The 16,496-nt window shown below is 68.5% G+C and carries 16 protein-coding genes; 11 read left to right on the top strand and 5 right to left on the bottom strand.

The window, feature by feature from the left end; all coding sequences use genetic code 11:
• Nucleotides 1–5 precede the first annotated feature (5 nt).
• Nucleotides 6–713 carry an SDR family NAD(P)-dependent oxidoreductase gene (locus STHE_RS08965; protein ID WP_012872252.1) on the bottom strand — a complete coding sequence of 236 codons (708 nt, stop codon included), beginning with the start codon at nt 711–713 and terminating at the stop codon, nt 6–8.
• A 145-nt stretch (nt 714–858) separates the two neighbouring features.
• On the opposite strand from STHE_RS08965, the gene STHE_RS08960 reads away from it, so the two are divergent.
• Nucleotides 859–1,437, top strand: coding sequence for a DNA-directed RNA polymerase subunit alpha C-terminal domain-containing protein (locus tag STHE_RS08960; RefSeq protein WP_169308184.1), 579 nt, complete (start codon nt 859–861; stop codon nt 1,435–1,437).
• Nucleotides 1,438–1,443: 6 nt separating this feature from the next.
• Here the strand turns inward: STHE_RS08960 and galE are convergent, their stop codons facing one another.
• Together galE and STHE_RS08950 are read right to left on the bottom strand one after the other, a co-directional pair.
• Entirely contained in the window at nt 1,444–2,424 is a 981-nt protein-coding gene (gene galE / locus STHE_RS08955; RefSeq protein WP_012872250.1) for a UDP-glucose 4-epimerase GalE, read from the bottom strand.
• A gap of 93 nt (nt 2,425–2,517) precedes the next feature.
• Nucleotides 2,518–3,603, bottom strand: a complete 1,086-nt coding sequence (locus tag STHE_RS08950) for a lysylphosphatidylglycerol synthase transmembrane domain-containing protein (protein ID WP_012872249.1) — start codon at nt 3,601–3,603, stop codon at nt 2,518–2,520.
• 550 nt (nt 3,604–4,153) lie between these two features.
• On the opposite strand from STHE_RS08950, the gene STHE_RS08945 reads away from it, so the two are divergent.
• Nucleotides 4,154–5,086: an ABC transporter ATP-binding protein gene (locus tag STHE_RS08945; RefSeq protein ID WP_012872248.1), complete on the top strand. Its 933-nt coding sequence runs from the start codon at nt 4,154–4,156 to the stop codon at nt 5,084–5,086.
• Entirely contained in the window at nt 5,083–5,880 is a 798-nt protein-coding gene (locus tag STHE_RS08940; protein WP_012872247.1) for an ABC transporter permease subunit, read from the top strand. Before STHE_RS08945 ends, STHE_RS08940 begins: the two co-directional genes overlap by 4 nt.
• Nucleotides 5,881–5,947: 67 nt before the next feature.
• Here the strand turns inward: STHE_RS08940 and STHE_RS08935 are convergent, their stop codons facing one another.
• A complete protein-coding gene (locus STHE_RS08935) occupies nt 5,948–7,192 on the bottom strand; it encodes a hypothetical protein (protein WP_012872246.1) in 1,245 nt (414 codons plus the stop codon).
• Between the two features lie 219 nt (nt 7,193–7,411).
• Between STHE_RS08935 and STHE_RS08930 the strand changes: the two genes are divergently transcribed.
• The 4 genes from STHE_RS08930 to STHE_RS18995 are packed head-to-tail and all read left to right on the top strand — an operon-like array spanning nt 7,412 to nt 11,502.
• Nucleotides 7,412–8,227: a HipA family kinase gene (locus tag STHE_RS08930; RefSeq protein WP_052295355.1), complete on the top strand. Its 816-nt coding sequence runs from the start codon at nt 7,412–7,414 to the stop codon at nt 8,225–8,227.
• On the top strand, nt 8,196–8,630 hold the full coding sequence (locus tag STHE_RS08925) for a DUF3037 domain-containing protein (protein WP_012872244.1): 435 nt from the start codon (nt 8,196–8,198) through the stop codon (nt 8,628–8,630). The genes STHE_RS08930 and STHE_RS08925 overlap by 32 nt, the downstream gene beginning before the upstream one ends.
• A 37-nt stretch (nt 8,631–8,667) precedes the next feature.
• Nucleotides 8,668–9,462: an enoyl-CoA hydratase gene (locus STHE_RS08920; RefSeq protein ID WP_012872243.1), complete on the top strand. Its 795-nt coding sequence runs from the start codon at nt 8,668–8,670 to the stop codon at nt 9,460–9,462.
• Nucleotides 9,463–9,468: 6 nt separating this feature from the next.
• A complete protein-coding gene (locus STHE_RS18995; protein ID WP_012872242.1) occupies nt 9,469–11,502 on the top strand; it encodes a hypothetical protein in 2,034 nt (677 codons plus the stop codon).
• A gap of 72 nt (nt 11,503–11,574) precedes the next feature.
• On the opposite strand, the gene STHE_RS19655 is transcribed toward STHE_RS18995, so the two are convergent.
• Nucleotides 11,575–11,868, bottom strand: coding sequence for an AbrB/MazE/SpoVT family DNA-binding domain-containing protein (locus STHE_RS19655; protein WP_012872241.1), 294 nt, complete (start codon nt 11,866–11,868; stop codon nt 11,575–11,577).
• Nucleotides 11,869–12,175: 307 nt separating this feature from the next.
• Between STHE_RS19655 and STHE_RS08910 the strand changes: the two genes are divergently transcribed.
• The 4 genes from STHE_RS08910 (at nt 12,176) to STHE_RS17965 (ending at nt 16,461) form a co-directional block, all read left to right on the top strand.
• Nucleotides 12,176–13,030 (top strand): transketolase, encoded by an 855-nt coding sequence (locus STHE_RS08910; protein WP_012872240.1) that lies wholly within the window; start codon nt 12,176–12,178, stop codon nt 13,028–13,030.
• On the top strand, nt 13,027–13,989 hold the full coding sequence (locus STHE_RS08905) for a transketolase family protein (RefSeq protein WP_012872239.1): 963 nt from the start codon (nt 13,027–13,029) through the stop codon (nt 13,987–13,989). The genes STHE_RS08910 and STHE_RS08905 overlap by 4 nt, the downstream gene beginning before the upstream one ends.
• A gap of 78 nt (nt 13,990–14,067) precedes the next feature.
• Entirely contained in the window at nt 14,068–14,772 is a 705-nt protein-coding gene (rpiA, locus tag STHE_RS08900) for a ribose-5-phosphate isomerase RpiA (RefSeq protein ID WP_012872238.1), read from the top strand.
• A gap of 249 nt (nt 14,773–15,021) precedes the next feature.
• Nucleotides 15,022–16,461 carry a LysM peptidoglycan-binding domain-containing protein gene (locus STHE_RS17965; protein WP_012872237.1) on the top strand — a complete coding sequence of 480 codons (1,440 nt, stop codon included), beginning with the start codon at nt 15,022–15,024 and terminating at the stop codon, nt 16,459–16,461.
• The last annotated feature ends 35 nt before the right edge of the window (nt 16,462–16,496 follow it).

Genomic DNA, 16,496 nt, shown 5'->3' with positions numbered 1-16,496 from the left:
GCTGGTCAGAGCTGCCCGTAGACCGGGATCACCGCGCCATTAATCGCGGCCGCCGCGTCGGAGCACAGGTAGAGCATCAGGGCCGCAACCTGCTCTGGCCGGACCCAGCGGGACGGGTCACCCTTCATCGACCGGCGGTTCTCCTCCGTATCGAGCGTGCTGGGGACGACACAGTTGACGGTCACGCCGGTGGTGCGGACCTCGCGCGCGATCGCTTGTGTCATGGAGACGACGGCCGCCTTGGCCGCGGCATAGGCGGTGCTCCCGCTGGGCGGCTCGAGCGCCGTGCGCGCGCCCACCGTAATCACTCTGCCGCTCCCCTGGGCCACGAGGTGCGGCAGGACCGCGCGGGTGCAGACGAGCGTGGGGCGGACGTTCAACCGAAACAGCCGATCCCACTGGTCGAGGTCTGTTTCCAGGAACTTGCCTCCTTCGTACCCGCCCACCAGGTTGAGCAAGAAGTCGATCCGCCCGTGCTCCGCCAGGACCGCATCGACCAGCCGCGCCACCGCCGCTTCGTCTGTCACGTCCACCTGCTGGCCGTGCAGGCGTGTACCCTCGTCGCCCACGTGCTCTCGGAGCTTGTTGATGGACGCGTCGGTACGGTACGGCACGACGACCGTCGCCCCCGCGCCGAGGAAAGCCGGTACCACGGCCCGCCCCAGATTCCCTGTCCCACCGGTGATAATCGCGACCCTGTTGCTCAGCGACATAGATTGCCTCCGTGTCGTTCGCGCGCGGTGGTGCGTCTCCCATTGGTTCGTACGCAGCTACTGTACCCCGTGCCGGGGCGCTGGTATAGTGGAAGATCCCGGGCAGGGGCTGCCCGGTGCGGCTTCCTGGCTGGGACGGGTGGTGGTGAGACAGGTATCCCGTGGGCGTGCGCTGGGGCCGGGGCCGACGCACACCGTCTTCGATCCCTTCAGCATCAATCCGATTCGCCGGTCGCTCGGGGCGATCGTGGTCAGTGCCGCGATGCTCTACGCGCCGATGCGCTTGCTGGGTGCGGAGGCGGGCGGTCTTGTCCTTGTCGGCGTCGGCTGGCTGGCGGCGACGGTGCTGATTGTGTCGGTGCCGGTGCTGATCATCGCAACGGTGGAGGAGCTCTGGCGTCAGGTGCGGTGCCGCCTGCAGCCACCGATTGAGGAGCTGGACCTGAGCCCCCGGGTGCTGCGCCTCCTGCACCGCTACGGGCTGCACACAATCGCGGCGGTCGAGCGGGTCGACGAGGCCACGCTGATGCTCCTGCCCAACTTCGATGCGCGGGCTCGCCACGAAGTGCTGCGCGCGATCAGCCTCCGTCGCTACGCCGCCGAGCAGCGCGCCTGGGAGGCGGAGCGGGAGCGCGACGCGCGGCGGCGGCGCGTTGCCTGGAAGACCGCGCAGCTCCCGATGCGGCTGACGCGGCGCTTCTCCGATCGATCCGGCCGGCGGTAGTTCCCCTCACTCGTCCGGATACCCCTGTGGGTACGCCTGCATCCACGCCCAGGCGTCGGCGATGATCGTCTCCAGGTCCGGCTTACGCGGCTGCCAGCCTAGCTCCTCCCGGATCCGCTCGCTCGACGCGACCAGAACCGGCGGGTCACCTGCGCGCCGGGGCGCTTCGACCGTCGGGATCGGGTGCCCGGTCACGCGGCGCGCGGTTTCGATCACCTCGCGCACCGAGAACCCGGCCCCGTTGCCGAGGTTGTAGATGCGGTGCGTTCCCGGTTCGGCCGCCGCCAGCGCGAGCTGATGGGCCACGCCCAGGTCCTCCACGTGCAGGTAGTCGCGAATGCAGGTGCCGTCGGGTGTGGGGTAGTCGTTGCCGAAGACGGCAAGGTGCGGACGCCGGCCGAGTGCCACCTGGAGCGCGAGCGGGATGAGGTGCGTCTCGGGCCGGTGGTCTTCGCCGAATCGGTCCCAAGCTCCGGCCACGTTGAAGTAGCGCAAGCTGACCGCCCCCAGGCCGTAGGCTTCGGCGGCGAAGCCGAGAAAGGTGTCCACCGCGAGCTTACTGGCGCCGTAGGGGCTGATCGGGCGCACCGGGGCGGTTTCCGGAATGGGCACGCAGTCGGGAATGCCGTAGACGGCGGCGGTTGAGGAGAAGACCAGGCGGTTGACGCCGGTGGCGCGCATCGCCTCGACCACGTTGACCGTGCCCCCGATATTGGTGCGGAAGTAGCGCCCGGGCTCGGCGACCGACTCCCCGACGAGGGAGAGTGCGGCGAAGTGGAAGACGCCGTCGAAGCCGCGGCTGAGCGTGCGGGTCAGGGCGTCGAGGTCCAGCACGTCGCCGTGGACGAAGTCGGCCCCGTCGGGGATCGCCGCGCGGTGGCCGTTGACGAGGCTGTCGTAGACCGTCACCCGATGGCCGGCGGCGAGCAATTGACCCGCGACCACGCTGCCGATGAAGCCCGCTCCGCCGATGACGAGAAGATCCATCAATCGCCTTTCTCACACGCCGGTTAAGCCACCCTGGCACGGGCCGGGGGCGATGGGATGATGGCCCGCCGCGGCGGTACGGTCAACGGGAATTTAGTCGCCCCCATGGATGGTCGTGCTGGACACGTCTGCGGTGCTCGGCTCGGCCCGCATTCGGGCGGACCGCGCGACGAGCGCCAGCCCGACGCGGCGAGCCAGCGGGCGCGGTGCCCAGCGCCGAACGCCGACCGGCTGCGGGCGCGGCATGTCGATCGGCCCGACGAGGAGGTACGGGTAACGGGCAAGCAGGATGAGCAGCCCGAGGAAGGTGCGGAACAGCACGCCGACGGAGCGGTAGGCGAGGGCGATGAAGGTCGCGCGCGCCAGACCGATGCCGATGTAGTTGAGCATCCCGGCAAGGCTCGCGTCGCCGATGCCGTAGCCGCCCGGCACCGGGACCACCAGCCGCGTGGCGACGCTGACGGTGTGGGCGTAGATCGCCTCGCCACCGGTCATTCCCCGATCGGTCAGTGCGGCGGTGATGACCAGCAGGATGAGGGCCGAGAGGACGGTTGAGGCAACGCTGAAAAGTGCGCCGATGGCGAGCGTCCGCGAGCGCATCAGCGTGGCAGCGTGCTTCAGGAAGTCCTCCTCCAGCGGGAGGAAGCGCCGCGTCACGCGCCAGCGGCCGAAGAAGCCGATACCCGCGCAGCGCAGCCGTGGGCTGCGGAGGCCGGTGAAGACCACCAGCGAGAGGAGGACGCCGATGCCGGGTACCAGGAGTTGTGCCGGGCGCTGGCCCGTCAGGAAGATGGCTCCGGCGGCCAGCAGGGAGATGCCCCAGACATCGGCCAGAGCCTGGCCGACCAAGCCCGAGGCCGCCTGGTGCATCCGCACCTGGCCGTGCTCCTGCGCCAGGCGGGCGCCCAGCATCGAGCCGCCCGGGATGGCCGTCGCCGCCTGAGCGGCGAGATAGCTGCTCAGACCGTCCACCATGCGGATGTCGAGACGCGCGGCCCGGAGGAAGAAGGCCCAGCGCAGGCCCTTGACCAGCTCGTTCAAGACCAGGAGGGCAACCAGAGCGAGGAACATCTCGCCCGGCATGCTGAGGATGGCGCTGCTCATCGACTCAAGGTCGGTGATAACGAACAACGCCACGATTGCGGCGGCTATGAGGATGAGGATGACCGCACGCTTCATAACGACTAACCGCTCCAGCGGTGAGGGCCTGGTCTACCCGCCCCCGTGGATCCTATTCGCACGCGCCGTGCGACGGTTAAATGTGGCGGCTGTGTCCCTGGATGGCTGGTGACCCACCGATGCCGCACGATCGGGTAATCCCCCGAGCCCGATCGTCGGCGACCGCTTCGTGGCACTTTCCCCGTCCGCCCCGACGGCCGAGGCTGCCCCGTAGGGCCGCACCGCGTGCGGCGCCGGCGATCCAGAGTGAGGAATGGTCGTGGCCAACCCGGAATCGAGTGAAGTTCCATTCCCCAGCCTGTACGGCTAACTGTACCCCGTTTTCGCGCTGCGCGCCAGTCCCGAAGTGGGAGTTGACCACGGTTGGCGTAGCGAATGCCTGAGATGGTGAACGAAGTGACAGCCAGTCAGTGACAAAGTTGCGTACGTACGCGTGATGGGGCGATGTAGCCGGGTCGCGAGATTCGCGCCGCCCTGCCTGGACCCGGTGGCGTATGATTGTCGGGCACGCAACACGCATGCGCCGGCGATAGAGCCAGGAGACGCACAAATGCCACCACCGATCGAGGTCCAAGGGCTCACCCGCTACTACGGCAAGTATCGGGGGATTGTTGACGTTACTTTCACCGTCAATGAGGGCGAGGTGTTCGGCTTTCTCGGCCCCAACGGCGCGGGCAAGACGACCACGATCCGTCAGTTGATGGGGCTCATCAAGCCGACCAGCGGGACCGCACGCATCTTCGGCCTCGACTGCTGGGCCGATGCGGCCGCGGTCAAGTCCCGCGTCGGCTATCTCCCCGGCGAGATCCACCTGTACGAGAAGATGACCGGGGCCGAGTTCCTCGACTTCATGGGCGCCTTCCGGGGCGGAAAGTCACGACGCCGCCGCGATGAGCTGGCCGAGCGTCTCGACCTCGACCTGAGCCGGACGATCCGGCACCTGTCGAAGGGGAACCGCCAGAAGCTGGCGATCGTCCAGGCGCTGATGCACGAAGCGCCGCTCTTGATCCTGGACGAGCCGACCAGCGGGCTCGATCCGCTCAAGCAGATCGACTTCCTCGACCTGATCCGGGAAGAGCGTAACCGGGGCGTCACCGTGTTCCTCTCATCGCATCTCCTCGATGAGGTCGATCGCATCGCCGACCGGGTCGGGATCATCCGCGAGGGGCGACTGGTAGCGATCGAAGAGATGGAGCAGTTGAAGCGGAAGTGGGAGCGACACCTCTCTGTGATCCTCCGCGAGCCGGTCGCGCCCGAGCGGTTCACGGCGCTCGACGGCGTCGTGGTGGAATCGGTCGCGGATGAGGGGCGCCATCTGGAGCTGGGGGTGCGAGGGCCGGTGCAGCCGCTGCTCCGGCTGCTGGCCGAGCTGCCGGTGGAAGACTTCACGTTCGCCCCGGCGGATCTCGAGCGCGTCTTCCTGCGCTACTATGGCCCCGAGACCGCCGCGACGGTGAAGGAGCCGGTAGGAGTCGAGCGATGAGCGTGGTGATGCTGCGACGCGCGACGCGCGACCTGCAATTCACGGTGTTGTGGTACGGGCTGGGGTTGTTCCTCTATGGCGTGTTCATCCTCCTCCTGTACCCCACCGTCCGTGACAACACCGAGATGCTCGATCAGTATCTCCAGGCGTTTCCCCCTGCGGTGCAGGCGGCCTTCGGGATCAGCGACATGGGCACGTTTGCGGGCTTCGTCGGTGCTGAGTACCTCAACGTCGTGTGGCCGCTGATCGTGGGCGTCTTCGTCATCATGACCGGTGCGGGCCTGGTCGCGCAGGAGATCGACCGGGGCACGGTCGAGTTCTGGCTGTCAGTTCCGGAGACGCGCACGCGACTCCTGTTGGGGAAGCTGGGCGCGTTCCTGGCCGGGATCGTTGCGCTGGTCGCCATCACACTGCTGGGACTCGTGATCGGCGGGGCGCTGGTCGGCGAGGCGATTGGCCCCGCGCCGCTGCTGGCGACCGGGGTGGTCCTGCTCAGCTTTCCCGTGGCCGTCGGCGGCTACTCGGTGCTGCTCTCGTCCCTCTCGTCCGACCGCGGCCGTCCTGCCGGGTTGGCGGCGGGGATCACGCTGCTGTTCTACGTGCTCTGGGTGGTGAGCAGTTTGAGCGAGCGGTGGGACTGGCTGCGTTACCTGTCGATCTTCACCGCTTTCGAGCCGCAGGAAGCCCTCGCGAGCGGCACGATCCCGATTGGCGTGCTGGTCCTGTTTGCGATCGGTATCGTCTCCGCACTGGGAGCGCTGGTCATCTTCGAGCGTCGCGACGTGATCGCGTAGGGGTGCCCCGGTACCGCCGGCCCCGTTTCCTCGTGGGAGGCAGGGCCGGCGGCCGGGGGTTCTCGTACTACGGGACCCAGCCAGCCTGGCGCAGTAGTTCGGTGACGAGCAGGCCGTACGTGATCTCCTCGGGTGTGCCCACCTTGTCAGGCCACCACTCGAAGCGCGCCCGCTCGAAGATCTGCGCCACGTAGCGCCGGCCGTCCGGCGTCACGCCGGAGAACTCCTCGGTGATCGGATAGCCGAAGGCCTCGACGCCGCCGTGCGCAAGCCACTCCTGCTTGAAGCCGAAGCTCAGGGAGTGCTGCGTCTCCGGGAAGTACCAGTGATCGGCGTTGCTCTCGAAGGGCGCGATCGGCGCGCGTGCCTCCTGCGGCGCGTACGCCGCGTAGCCGATCAGGTCGGATTGCACCAGTGCTGAACCATCCGGCTGCAGCACCAGCTCGAGGATCTGGCGCTCGAAGTACTGCACCAGTCGAACGCGGCCGTTGGCCGTCACCTCACGGAACAGCTCGGTCAGCGGCAAGCCGATGTTGCGCCAGCCGCCGTTGGCGTACCAGTAGTCGGCGATCGGCTTGATGATGTTGTGCCCGGTCTGCGGAACGTAGACCGACCCCGGCTCGCCGCTCGGCTCGACCCGGTCGAGGGGCGGCCGCTCGCCGAACTTGATCGTCTGCAGGTGCTCGTATCCCGCAGGCAGCGGTGGCAGCTCCGGCTCCTCATCGGGCAGCATCCAAAGGAATGTGACCGTCACCCAGTCGGAATCGGTCATGCCGAGGTCGTGCCAGAAGGTGCCGTCGGCGATGTCGATCCCGGCGGGGCTGCGCACCTCGCGGCCTTTCCCGTCGCGGCCGCCGTTGTGCCCGTCGTAGTAGGCGGCAGCGGCCTGCGGCACCCCTTGCGGGATGTCGCTGTAGCGACGCTTCTCCGGCGGGTCCCAGTAGTTGTCGTCGACGTTCCAGGGGCCGACGTCCCAGACCGGCACGATGGCCGTGCGGCCCTTGTACTCGATCTTCACCTGGAACTCATGGCCACCCTTGGACGACAGGACGCACCGGCAGGGCAGTGCGACGAAGCGGTCGTTCTCCTGGATGACATGGCCGTTGGCCGTGGTGTGACCGACCAATCCCTCGCGGTGTGCGTAGACTCGGAAGGTGGCCGGTCCCATGCTCGTCGGTGTGGCGAGCATCTCCGCCGCTCCCCCGGCGGCGGGCTGCCCCGGTGCGGCCCCGACCGCACCCGGGACGACGGCGGTCAGCAGGACGAGGAGTCCTACCAAGAACCGCAGTCGCGTGGTCCTCCCCTTGGTCAAGAGACCTCCTTCCCTCGCTCCACCTCGCGAACGTACTGACAGTGCTGGTGGAAGCCGACAATACCCCGTCTTGAGCAACGGAGCAAGAGCGGCTTGGTTGCGCGGCAGCGTGTAGACTTGCGTGGATGGTGATGGACGATGCCGGTCCGGCTCACGCCGGTCGGCAGACGGGGAGGTAGCGGCGTGGGCCGCGGGTCGAGTGGCGAACCGAGTCCGTTGATCCCGTGTGTGCGCGGCGTGCGCTACGCCGTCCCGCTCCGTGAGGGAGGATCCCTCCCGGCCGTGGTCGATACCGACGGCGCGGGACCGGTCGTGGTCAAATTCCGGGGTGCCGGGCAGGGCGCCAAGGCGCTGGTGGCGGAGGCGATCGCCGCCGGGCTCGCGCTCACCCTCGATCTGCCGATCCCGTCGCCCGCGATCGTGATGCTCGACGCCGAGTTCGGCCGCAGCGAGCCCGACCCTGAGATTCAGGACATCCTGCGGGGCAGCGTCGGGGCCAATTTCGGGCTGGCTTACCTGCCGGGCGCGCTCGCGTTCGACCCGGCGGTGGACACCTGGGTGTCGCCTGAGCTGGCGGCGGCCATCGTCTGGTTCGACGCGCTGATCACCAACGTCGACCGCACGGCGCGCAACGTGAACCTGCTGGTGTGGCAGGATCAACTCTGGATGATCGACCACGGCGCCGCGCTCTATTTCCACCATCGCTGGCCGGGCTGGCGGGACCGCATCCAGTCACCCTTCCCGCAGATCCGGGAGCATGTCCTGCTCGGGTTGGCCGGTGATCTACGTGCCGCCGACGAGCACCTGCGCCCGCTCCTAACCGAGGAGGCGCTGCATCGGGTCGTAGCGGCGGTGCCGGATGCATGGCTCGGCGACGAGCCGGAGTTCCCTGATCTGGCCGCACACCGGGCGGCCTACGTCACGTATCTGAGCGAGCGCCTCAACGGCCCCCGGCGCTGGCTGGAGGAGGCGGTCGAGGCGCAGAAGCGAGGGCCGGTCACCTATGTGCCTCGCACCACCCACCGCGTCGTATAGCTACGCCATCATCCGCCTCGTGCCGTGCGTGACGCGCGGTGAGTTCGTCAACGTCGGCGTCATCCTGTTCGCGCGCACGTCCGGGTTCCTGGAGACGCGGATCGAGGTCGATCGCGACCGCGTGCGTGCCCTCGCGCCGGACCTCGACCTGGATCTGGTCGAGCGGCACCTGCGGAATCTCCAGGCTATCAGCGCCGGTGCTCCTGACGCCGGTCCGGTGGCGACCCTGCCCCCGAGTGAGCGATTCCACTGGCTGACCGCTCCCCGGAGCACGGTGATCCAGCCCTCCCCGGTCCACGTGGGTCTGACCGATGACCCCGCCGCCGCGCTTGAGCACCTCATGGACGTCTACGTCCGCCGGCGCCGGTGCGTAGCGCCCGGCGCTGGCGCTGACGTACGATAGGGCCAGCGTCCCAACCGCAGACGAAGGGAGACCGGCCATGACCACCGCACCGGCGCAGTCGTACCGCTACGTGCTCATGGAGACTGACGGGCCGATCGCCTACGTCACGATGAACCGGCCGGAGAAGCGCAACGCCCTGTCGGTCGACCACATGCAGGAGTTGATCGCCTGCTTCACCGCGATCGGCGAGCGTCAGGACGTCGCTGTGGTGATCCTGCGGGGCAACGGCCCGGCCTTCTGCTCCGGGCACGACCTGCGGGAGATGGTCGGGGGCGACCCGGCGTTCTACCGGCATGTCTTCGACGTCTGCACACGGTTGATGGAGACGATTCAGGGTATCCCGCAGCCGGTGATCGCCCAGGTGCACGGGATCGCGACGGCCGCCGGGTGCCAGTTGGTCGCTACCTGCGACCTGGTGGTTGCCGCCGAGGACGCGCGCTTCGCCACCCCGGGCGTGAAGATCGGGCTCTTCTGCTCGACGCCGATGGTGGCGCTCAGCCGCGTGGTTGGGCAGAAAAAGGCCCTGGAGATGCTTCTGACCGGCGAACCGATCTCGGCCAGCGAGGCACAGGCCGCGGGGCTGGTCAATCGGGTGGTCCCGGCCGACCGACTGGCGGACGAGACGCGGGCGCTGGCCGAGAAGATCGCGGCGGCCAGCGGCTTCGTCGTCGGCATCGGCAAGCAGGCGTTCTACCGCCAGCTCGAGATGGCCCAGCCACAGGCGTACGCCTATGCCAAGGAAGTGATGTCGCTCAACGCCCTTGCCGCGGACGCCCAGGAGGGCATGTGTGCCTTCCTGGAGAAGCGGGTGCCTGAGTGGAAGAACCGCTGAGACTCGATGGAGACCGAGATCGGCGGCGCGCCGCGCGCGACGGATGAGCCGTCCCAACCGGCCGGGGGATGGCGGCGCGCTGCTATCCACGTTGGCGTGCTGGTGCTGTTCGGCGCGCTCGCGGTCGCCATGACCTGGCCGCTGGCGACCGACCTATCGCACACCCTGTTGAGCTGGGGCGATCCCGTCTTCCAGGCCTGGACCATGGCCTGGGACGTGCACGCCTGGCGCACCGACCCGCTGCGGGTCTTCGACGCCAACATCTTCTACCCCTACCGGAACACGCTGGCCTTCGCCGACCACCTCTTCGGGCAGGCCGCGCTCGTAGCACCCGTGCTGCTGGCGACTGGCAACGTCATCCTGGCCGACAACCTTGCGGTGCTGCTGGCGTTGGCGCTCAGCGGCTTCGCCATGTACCTGCTGGTCGTCGACCTGACGGGCAGCCGGCTGGCCGGGGTGGTGGCCGGGGTGGCCTACGCCTACCTGCCGGCGCGCATGGCGCACCTGGAGCACCTGAACCTGCTCTCGGCTCAGTGGCTGCCGCTGGCGGTGCTCACCGCACGCCGGGCGCTGCGTGGCAATTCGTTCCGCTGGGCGGTGGCCCTGGGTGCGGTGATCGTGGCCCAGGGGCTCTTCGGCGTCTACTACCTGATGTTCCTTGTGCCGCTGCTGGGCTTCGTCGTCGGCTCCTACCTGCTCTGGCATCCAACGCGCGCCAGCCTGATCGCCACGGCCAAGATCGCCGCTGCGGGTCTGGTCGCCACGCTGGTGCTGCTTCCGACGTTGCTCCCTTATCTCGAGGTGAACACCGAGCTTAGCATCCAGCGGACCATGGGCGAGGTGGTGAAGTGGAGCGCCCAGGCGAGCGACTACCTGGCGGTGCACCCATACAACCGGCTCTATGGTGGCCTGCTGAGCGAGCGTTTCCACCGCCACCTGGAGCAGGACCTCTTCCCGGGTGTGCTGCTGGTCGTGCTGGGGCTGATCGGGCTGGCATACCGGCGCCTCGGCTGGGAGCGATGGATGCTCCTGATCGTCGTGGTGGGGTCGCTGGTGCTCAGCTTCGGACCGGAAGCCGAATTCGGGGGCCGGAGCGTGCCGCTGCCGTACCGGCTGGCCTACGAGCTGGTGCCCGGCTTCAAGGCCGTGCGCGTCCCGGCGCGGCTCGGCGGGCTGCTGGCGCCGGTTGGGCTGGCGGCCCTCGCCGGGCTGGGCGTCGCACTCATCCAGCAGCGGCTAGGGATGCTGGCGGGCAGCGAGGTCCGGCGACACCTGGTGACAGCGACGCTGGCCGGCATCCTGGCAGTCGGTATCCTGGCCGAGGGCGCGATGGCCTGGCCGCTGCCTGACCCGTTACCCGCCACGGCGGCCGAGGCGCGCCGCGCCGATTACGACTGGCTGGCGGAGCATCGCGTCCCCGCGCTCGAATTGCCGATGGGGGAGGGGCTGATCGCCTCGGCATGGCCGAACTTCTGGTCGACCTTCCACTGGGCGCCGCTCGTCAACGGCTACAGCAGCTTTGCTCCGCCCGCCTACTACCCGCTCCGCGACGCCATGCGGGACTTCCCGTCCCGCGAGACGATCCGGCTCCTGCAGGGGATCGGTGTCCGAGCCGTGCTCTACCACGCGGATACTGCAACAACGGCCGAGCGGGATGCGCTGCTCCGCCGGGTGGAGGACTTCCCTGAGTTGCAGGTCGAACTGGCCGCGCCGCCCGACTACGTCATCACGGTCGCGCCCGATCCGTGGCTATGGGAACTCGCCGAGGCGGTCCCGGACGGTGCCGCGGTCGACCTGCCACAGCTGGACGCCGACCCGATCGCGCTCGGCCTGCTGGGTGCGATCCTGCAGCGCAACGGGCACACGGTCTACGGCCAGGGCACGGTCGAATACTGGACGCCGCCGCCCGCCCCGCCCGGCACCTGCTACGCCGTCCTGCCGCGTGATACCGCGCCGGACGCAGCCGGCTACCCCGGCGCGAGCGCCGTCGCGAGCCGCGAGGGCCTGACCCTGTACCGCGCGGCGGGCTGCGCGGAGTAATGGCGAGGTGGACGAAGAGCGCACCGGTCGATGGTCCTGGAGAGCGTATCGTCAACGGTGCGGAATCGGATGTTAAGGTCGGAATCGACGGGCGGGGCGCTCATCGTGCGTCTGGGTGACTCTCGGAAAGCGCGTCCTCACGGGCGATACGACGCACGTGGCTCCAGGCCAGCGGCCCACGCAGCGTCCCGGCTGCTCCTCGGAGGCTCGCATACTCGGGTATGCTGCCCGCCGCATGGTGACGATACCTTCGTCGCTGATCGCGAAGACGACTTTGCCGCCAGGGGCGACACCGAGGGGACGACGGACCGCGGCTGGGATCGTGATCTGACCCTTACTCGACACTGTGGCGATGATCTCGGTCATGTCAATCCCTTGGTAGAATAGAACGTGCCCTGAATGTCACAATGGAATGAAAGGATACACCACCTTCCCCGGGCGGGCGAGAGCATTCGCACCAAGGGCGGTGGTGAGTCTCACGTCTGAGGGCCCTTGGTTCGGCGCACCGGTTCGGATGCGGAAACCCGCGCTCTGTGGACCCTTGCACCAAAGCGCCGAAAAGGCGATGATCCCCGGCGGCCACCCGCTAGCCGGGCGGCCGGCGCCTCGCGGTCCGGCTTGTGCAAGGATTGACGAGGGACCGTGACGAGGTCGACTAAAGGAGGTTCTTTCGATGGGTGACCAGCACGCGAGCGCGCAGGCACAGCCCGCGGCGGCCAACCTGGACGAACTGCGGGATCTGGCTCGCCGGCTGCGTCGCGAAGTGCTCATCATGACGAGCGAGGCGGGATCGGGCCACCCGAGCAGTTCCTTTTCGGCTGTCGAGATCCTGACGCAGCTCTACTTCGGCGGCATCCTGCGCTACAACCCGCAGCAGCCGGACTGGCCCGACCGCGACCGTTTCATCCTCTCCAAAGGGCACGCCGCGCCGATCCTGTATGCGGTGCTGGCCGAGGCGGGGTACTTCCCGAAGGACGAACTCAAGACGCTCCGGCGGCTGGGCAGTCCGCTCGAAGGACACCCCAACATGCGGCGACTCCCGGGTGTCGAGGCGTCCACTGGCAGCCTGGGGCAGGGGCTGTCGATCGGCCTCGGGCACGCCCTGGCGGCGCGCCTGGACGGCCGCGACTACCAGGTCTACGTGATGCTCGGCGACGGCGAGATCCAGGAGGGCCAGGTCTGGGAGGCGGCCATGGCCGCGGCGCACCAGAAGGTCAACAACCTGATCGCCATCGTCGACAACAACGGTTACCAGCAGACGAGCGCGGTGTCTCAGGTCACCGACCCGGCGCTGTACGATGACAAGTGGGCGGCCTTCGGTTGGAAGGTCCTGGAGATCGACGGGCACGACCTCGGGCAGGTCCGCGATGCGTTGATCGCGGCGCGGGACGAGAAGAGCGGCCCGGTGGTGATCATCGCCCACACCGTCAAAGGCAAGGGGCTCAAGGTCTTCGAAGAGGACTTCACCTGGCATGGGCGGGCCCTCCCGAAGGACAAGCTGGCGGAGGCATTGGAGGAGCTGGGATGAACCTGGGCACCGAGGTCGGCTTGAAGATGGGGAAGGCCACGCGTGACGCCTTCGGCGAGGCGCTGCGCGACATCGGCCGGGAGAACCCGGCGGTGGTGGTGGTCGACGGTGACGTGGCCAACTCCACCCGCACGGAGTGGTTCGGCAAGGAGTTCCCCGATCGCTTCTTCGACGTCGGCATCGCGGAGTCGAACCTGGTCGGTGTGGCCTCCGGGCTCGCTGCCAGCGGCAAGATCCCGGTGGCGGCCAGCTTCGCGGCCTTCCTGCTCTGCAATGCCTACGACCAGATCCGCATGGCTGTGGCCTACCCACACCTGAACGTCAAGCTGGTCGGCAGCCACGCCGGAATCAGCATCGGTGAGGACGGACCGTCACAGATGGCGATCGAGGACGTGGCGCTCGCCTGCGCCCTACCGGGCGTGGTGGTGCTGGTGCCGGCCGACGAGCACGCCGCACGAGCCGCGACCCGCGCGATGATCGCCTATGAGGGCCCCACCTACCTCCGTGTCGGGCGGCCGAACGTCCCCGTGGTCTACGATGAGAGCGTTCAGATCGAGATCGGTAAGGCCATCACGGTGCGCGACGGCAGCGATGTGACCATCATCGCGAACGGGCTCATGGTTGCGGCGGCGCTCGACGCAGCCGCGCGCCTGGCCGGGCAGGGGATCGAGGCGCGTGTGCTCGATATGCACACGGTCAAGCCGCTGGACGAGGCTGCGGTCGCGGCCGCCGCGCGCGAGACCGGTGGGATCGTGGTCGCCGAGGAGCACCTGCACCACGGCGGGCTGGGCAGCGTCGTGGCCATGGCGGTCGCGCGGTTGCATCCCTGCCGTATGGGCTTTGTGGACCTGGGTGACACCTATGCCCAATCTGGGACGGGCGCCGAGCTGCTCCGTGAGTACGGCCTGACAGCGGATCGGATTGTTGAGGAGGCCACCCGCATCGTGCGGGGTGAGTAAGGCGTAAGCCATCCCGGTACTGCGCGGGCGCCTCACACCCGCGCGCATCCTGTGGCCGGGCGAGGAGAGGACAACGGAGTGCCGCCGGAGGGGGATGAGCAGACGCGGCGCAAGCGGGCGGCGGCCGAGCGCGCCGCGTCTGCCGTGCAGGACGGTGCGGTGGTGGGTCTGGGCACCGGTTCCACCGCCGAGTGCGTGATTCAGGCGCTGGCGGAGCGGGTGAAAGAGGGTCTGCGTATCGTGGGGGTGCCCACGTCGCTGCGCTCGGAGCGCCTCGCCCGCTCACTGGGTATCCCGCTGATCGATCTGCAAGACGCCACCCGCATCGACGTCACCATCGACGGAGCCGACGAGGTCGCGGTCGGCACCTTGGACGTACTCAAGGGCCACGGCGGCGCGCTGCTGCGCGAGAAGCTGGTGGCGGTGGCGTCGGAGCGCGAGGTGATCGTCGTCGACGACACGAAGCTGGTCGAGCGGCTCGGCAGCCGCTTCGCGGTGCCGGTAGAGGTTGTTCCCTTCGGCTGGCGTGTTCCCGCCCAGGCGCTGGAAGCGCTCGGGGGGCGGGTGGCGCTGCGGTCGGTTCCGCCCGAGGGCGAGCCCTTCGTGACCGACAACGGGAACTACATCCTCGATGTCGACTTCGGCCCGATTGCCAACCCGGCCGCGCTCGCGAACGAGATCAAGACGATCACCGGGGTGATCGAGCACGGACTCTTCATTGGAATCGCCCACGAGGTCATCGTCGCCGGCGCCCAGGGTGTCGAGGTGCTGACGCGCGGGTAGCCAGGCTTCGGAAAGTGGCCCTCACTCCCAGCCCCTCTCCCAACGTTGGGAGAGGGGAGTTTATTTTCGGGGCTGGGCAATGCTCCGTGCCGCGTGTGCGCGCTCGACATGGCACCAACCGGACCATGATTTCTGTGCCTCAAAGTCATCGCTGGTCTTGTCCGGGGGCTGGTTCACTGCTACACTCGTGGCAGGTGTACGTACATGGCGTACGGTCAACCAGCCCGGCAGGGAACGGAGAAGGTCAGCATGGCGAACGAGCCGCTCGAGGAAGAGCGTGACCTCGTGTCCCTCTACGCCGCGCGCATCCGCAGCCGGGGTGAGGGCACGACGGTCGAGACGCGGGGCGCGCGCCCCGCTCCGGGTGTCCACCACTTCGGTCGCCAGCGGCGGGCACAGCGCCGATCGTCCCGGTGGCAGAAGGGTGGGGCGGCTTCCGCCCTGGTCGCCGGTGCGCTGCTTGCGGGCGCGCAGGGCGTGGGTGCGGCCATTACCCACGACGTGCAGCCGGGCGACACGCTGTCCGAAATTGCCCTCCAGTACGGCACCACGGTTCCCCAACTGGCGACGATCAACGGCATTCCCGACCCGGACTTCATCCTCGCGGGCACGACGCTGACGATCGAGCCCGACACGACGCTCGACCCGGATGCGGCGGTCGCGCGCTACGAGGTCCAGGAGGGGGACACCCTCTCCGCCATCGCCCAGCAGTTCGGCGTTACGGTGGATGCCATCGTGGCGGCCAACGGCATCGCGAATCCGGACTTGATCACGGTCGGGGCGGTCCTGCTTATCCCGCCGGCCGATCCTGAGGTTTCTGAGCCGACCGTGTCAGGGGAGACGGGAGCGGAGGCAGACACGCCGGAATCGACGGCGGTAGGACCGACGGCACCGGAGTCGACCGAATCAAAGCCGGTCGCGTCGGAAACGAGGTCCACGGTTCCGTCGCTGCACCTGGTCGTTTCCGGGGAGACGCTGGGTGAGATCGCGAAAGCGTACGGGACGACCGTCGAGTTGATCGCGCACGCCAACGCGATCGCGGACCCGAATCAACTCCTCGCCGGCTCGCTGCTCCAGATCCCCGCCGCCGACGCGGAGGCGTCGGAGGTGGCGGCGCCAGTAGCTCAGGACGACGGGGTGCTGCTCCAGAACATGCCGGTGACACGGCAGTCGCTGCCCCTCAGCTCCGAGGCGGCCGCGGCCAGCATCACGACCGCCTACTGGGGCAGCCCGGTCTCGGAGTGGGTGTTCATCGAGAACCTGCCCTCTCACCCTAACCCGCACCGCGGGTTCCGGGGCAATATCTCCGGTGCCTTTGGCGGCACGCGCGACTACGGGGTCTACGCCGAGCCGCTGGCGGAGATCCTCCAGCGCTACGGGTTCGTCGGCGAGGTGTTCTACGCCCAGGGCGATGCCGACCTGCTGCGGCAGCAGATCGACCAGGGGCGGCCGGTCATCGCCTGGATCACAAACCGAACGTCGGTCCAGCAGCGCGGCTACGCGTGGCACGACGAGGAGCGGTTCGTCCTCGTGCCGGAGGAGCACACCGTCGTCGTCTACGGATACGATGCTGAGCGCGTGTACGTCGCCGACCCTGGAGACGGGGCGTACCGCAGCTTCTCCTGGGACGATTTCCTGCGCTCCTGGGGCTACTTCGACGGCATGGCGCTGGCGGTGTACCCGGCCTAGCGACCGCGCGGCAGGCGAGCCTGACGCCGCGAGCC

Source organism: Sphaerobacter thermophilus DSM 20745 (genome assembly GCF_000024985.1).
Classification (GTDB): Bacteria; Chloroflexota; Chloroflexia; order Thermomicrobiales; family Thermomicrobiaceae; genus Sphaerobacter; species Sphaerobacter thermophilus.
This window is presented reverse-complemented; position numbering and strand designations above follow the sequence as displayed.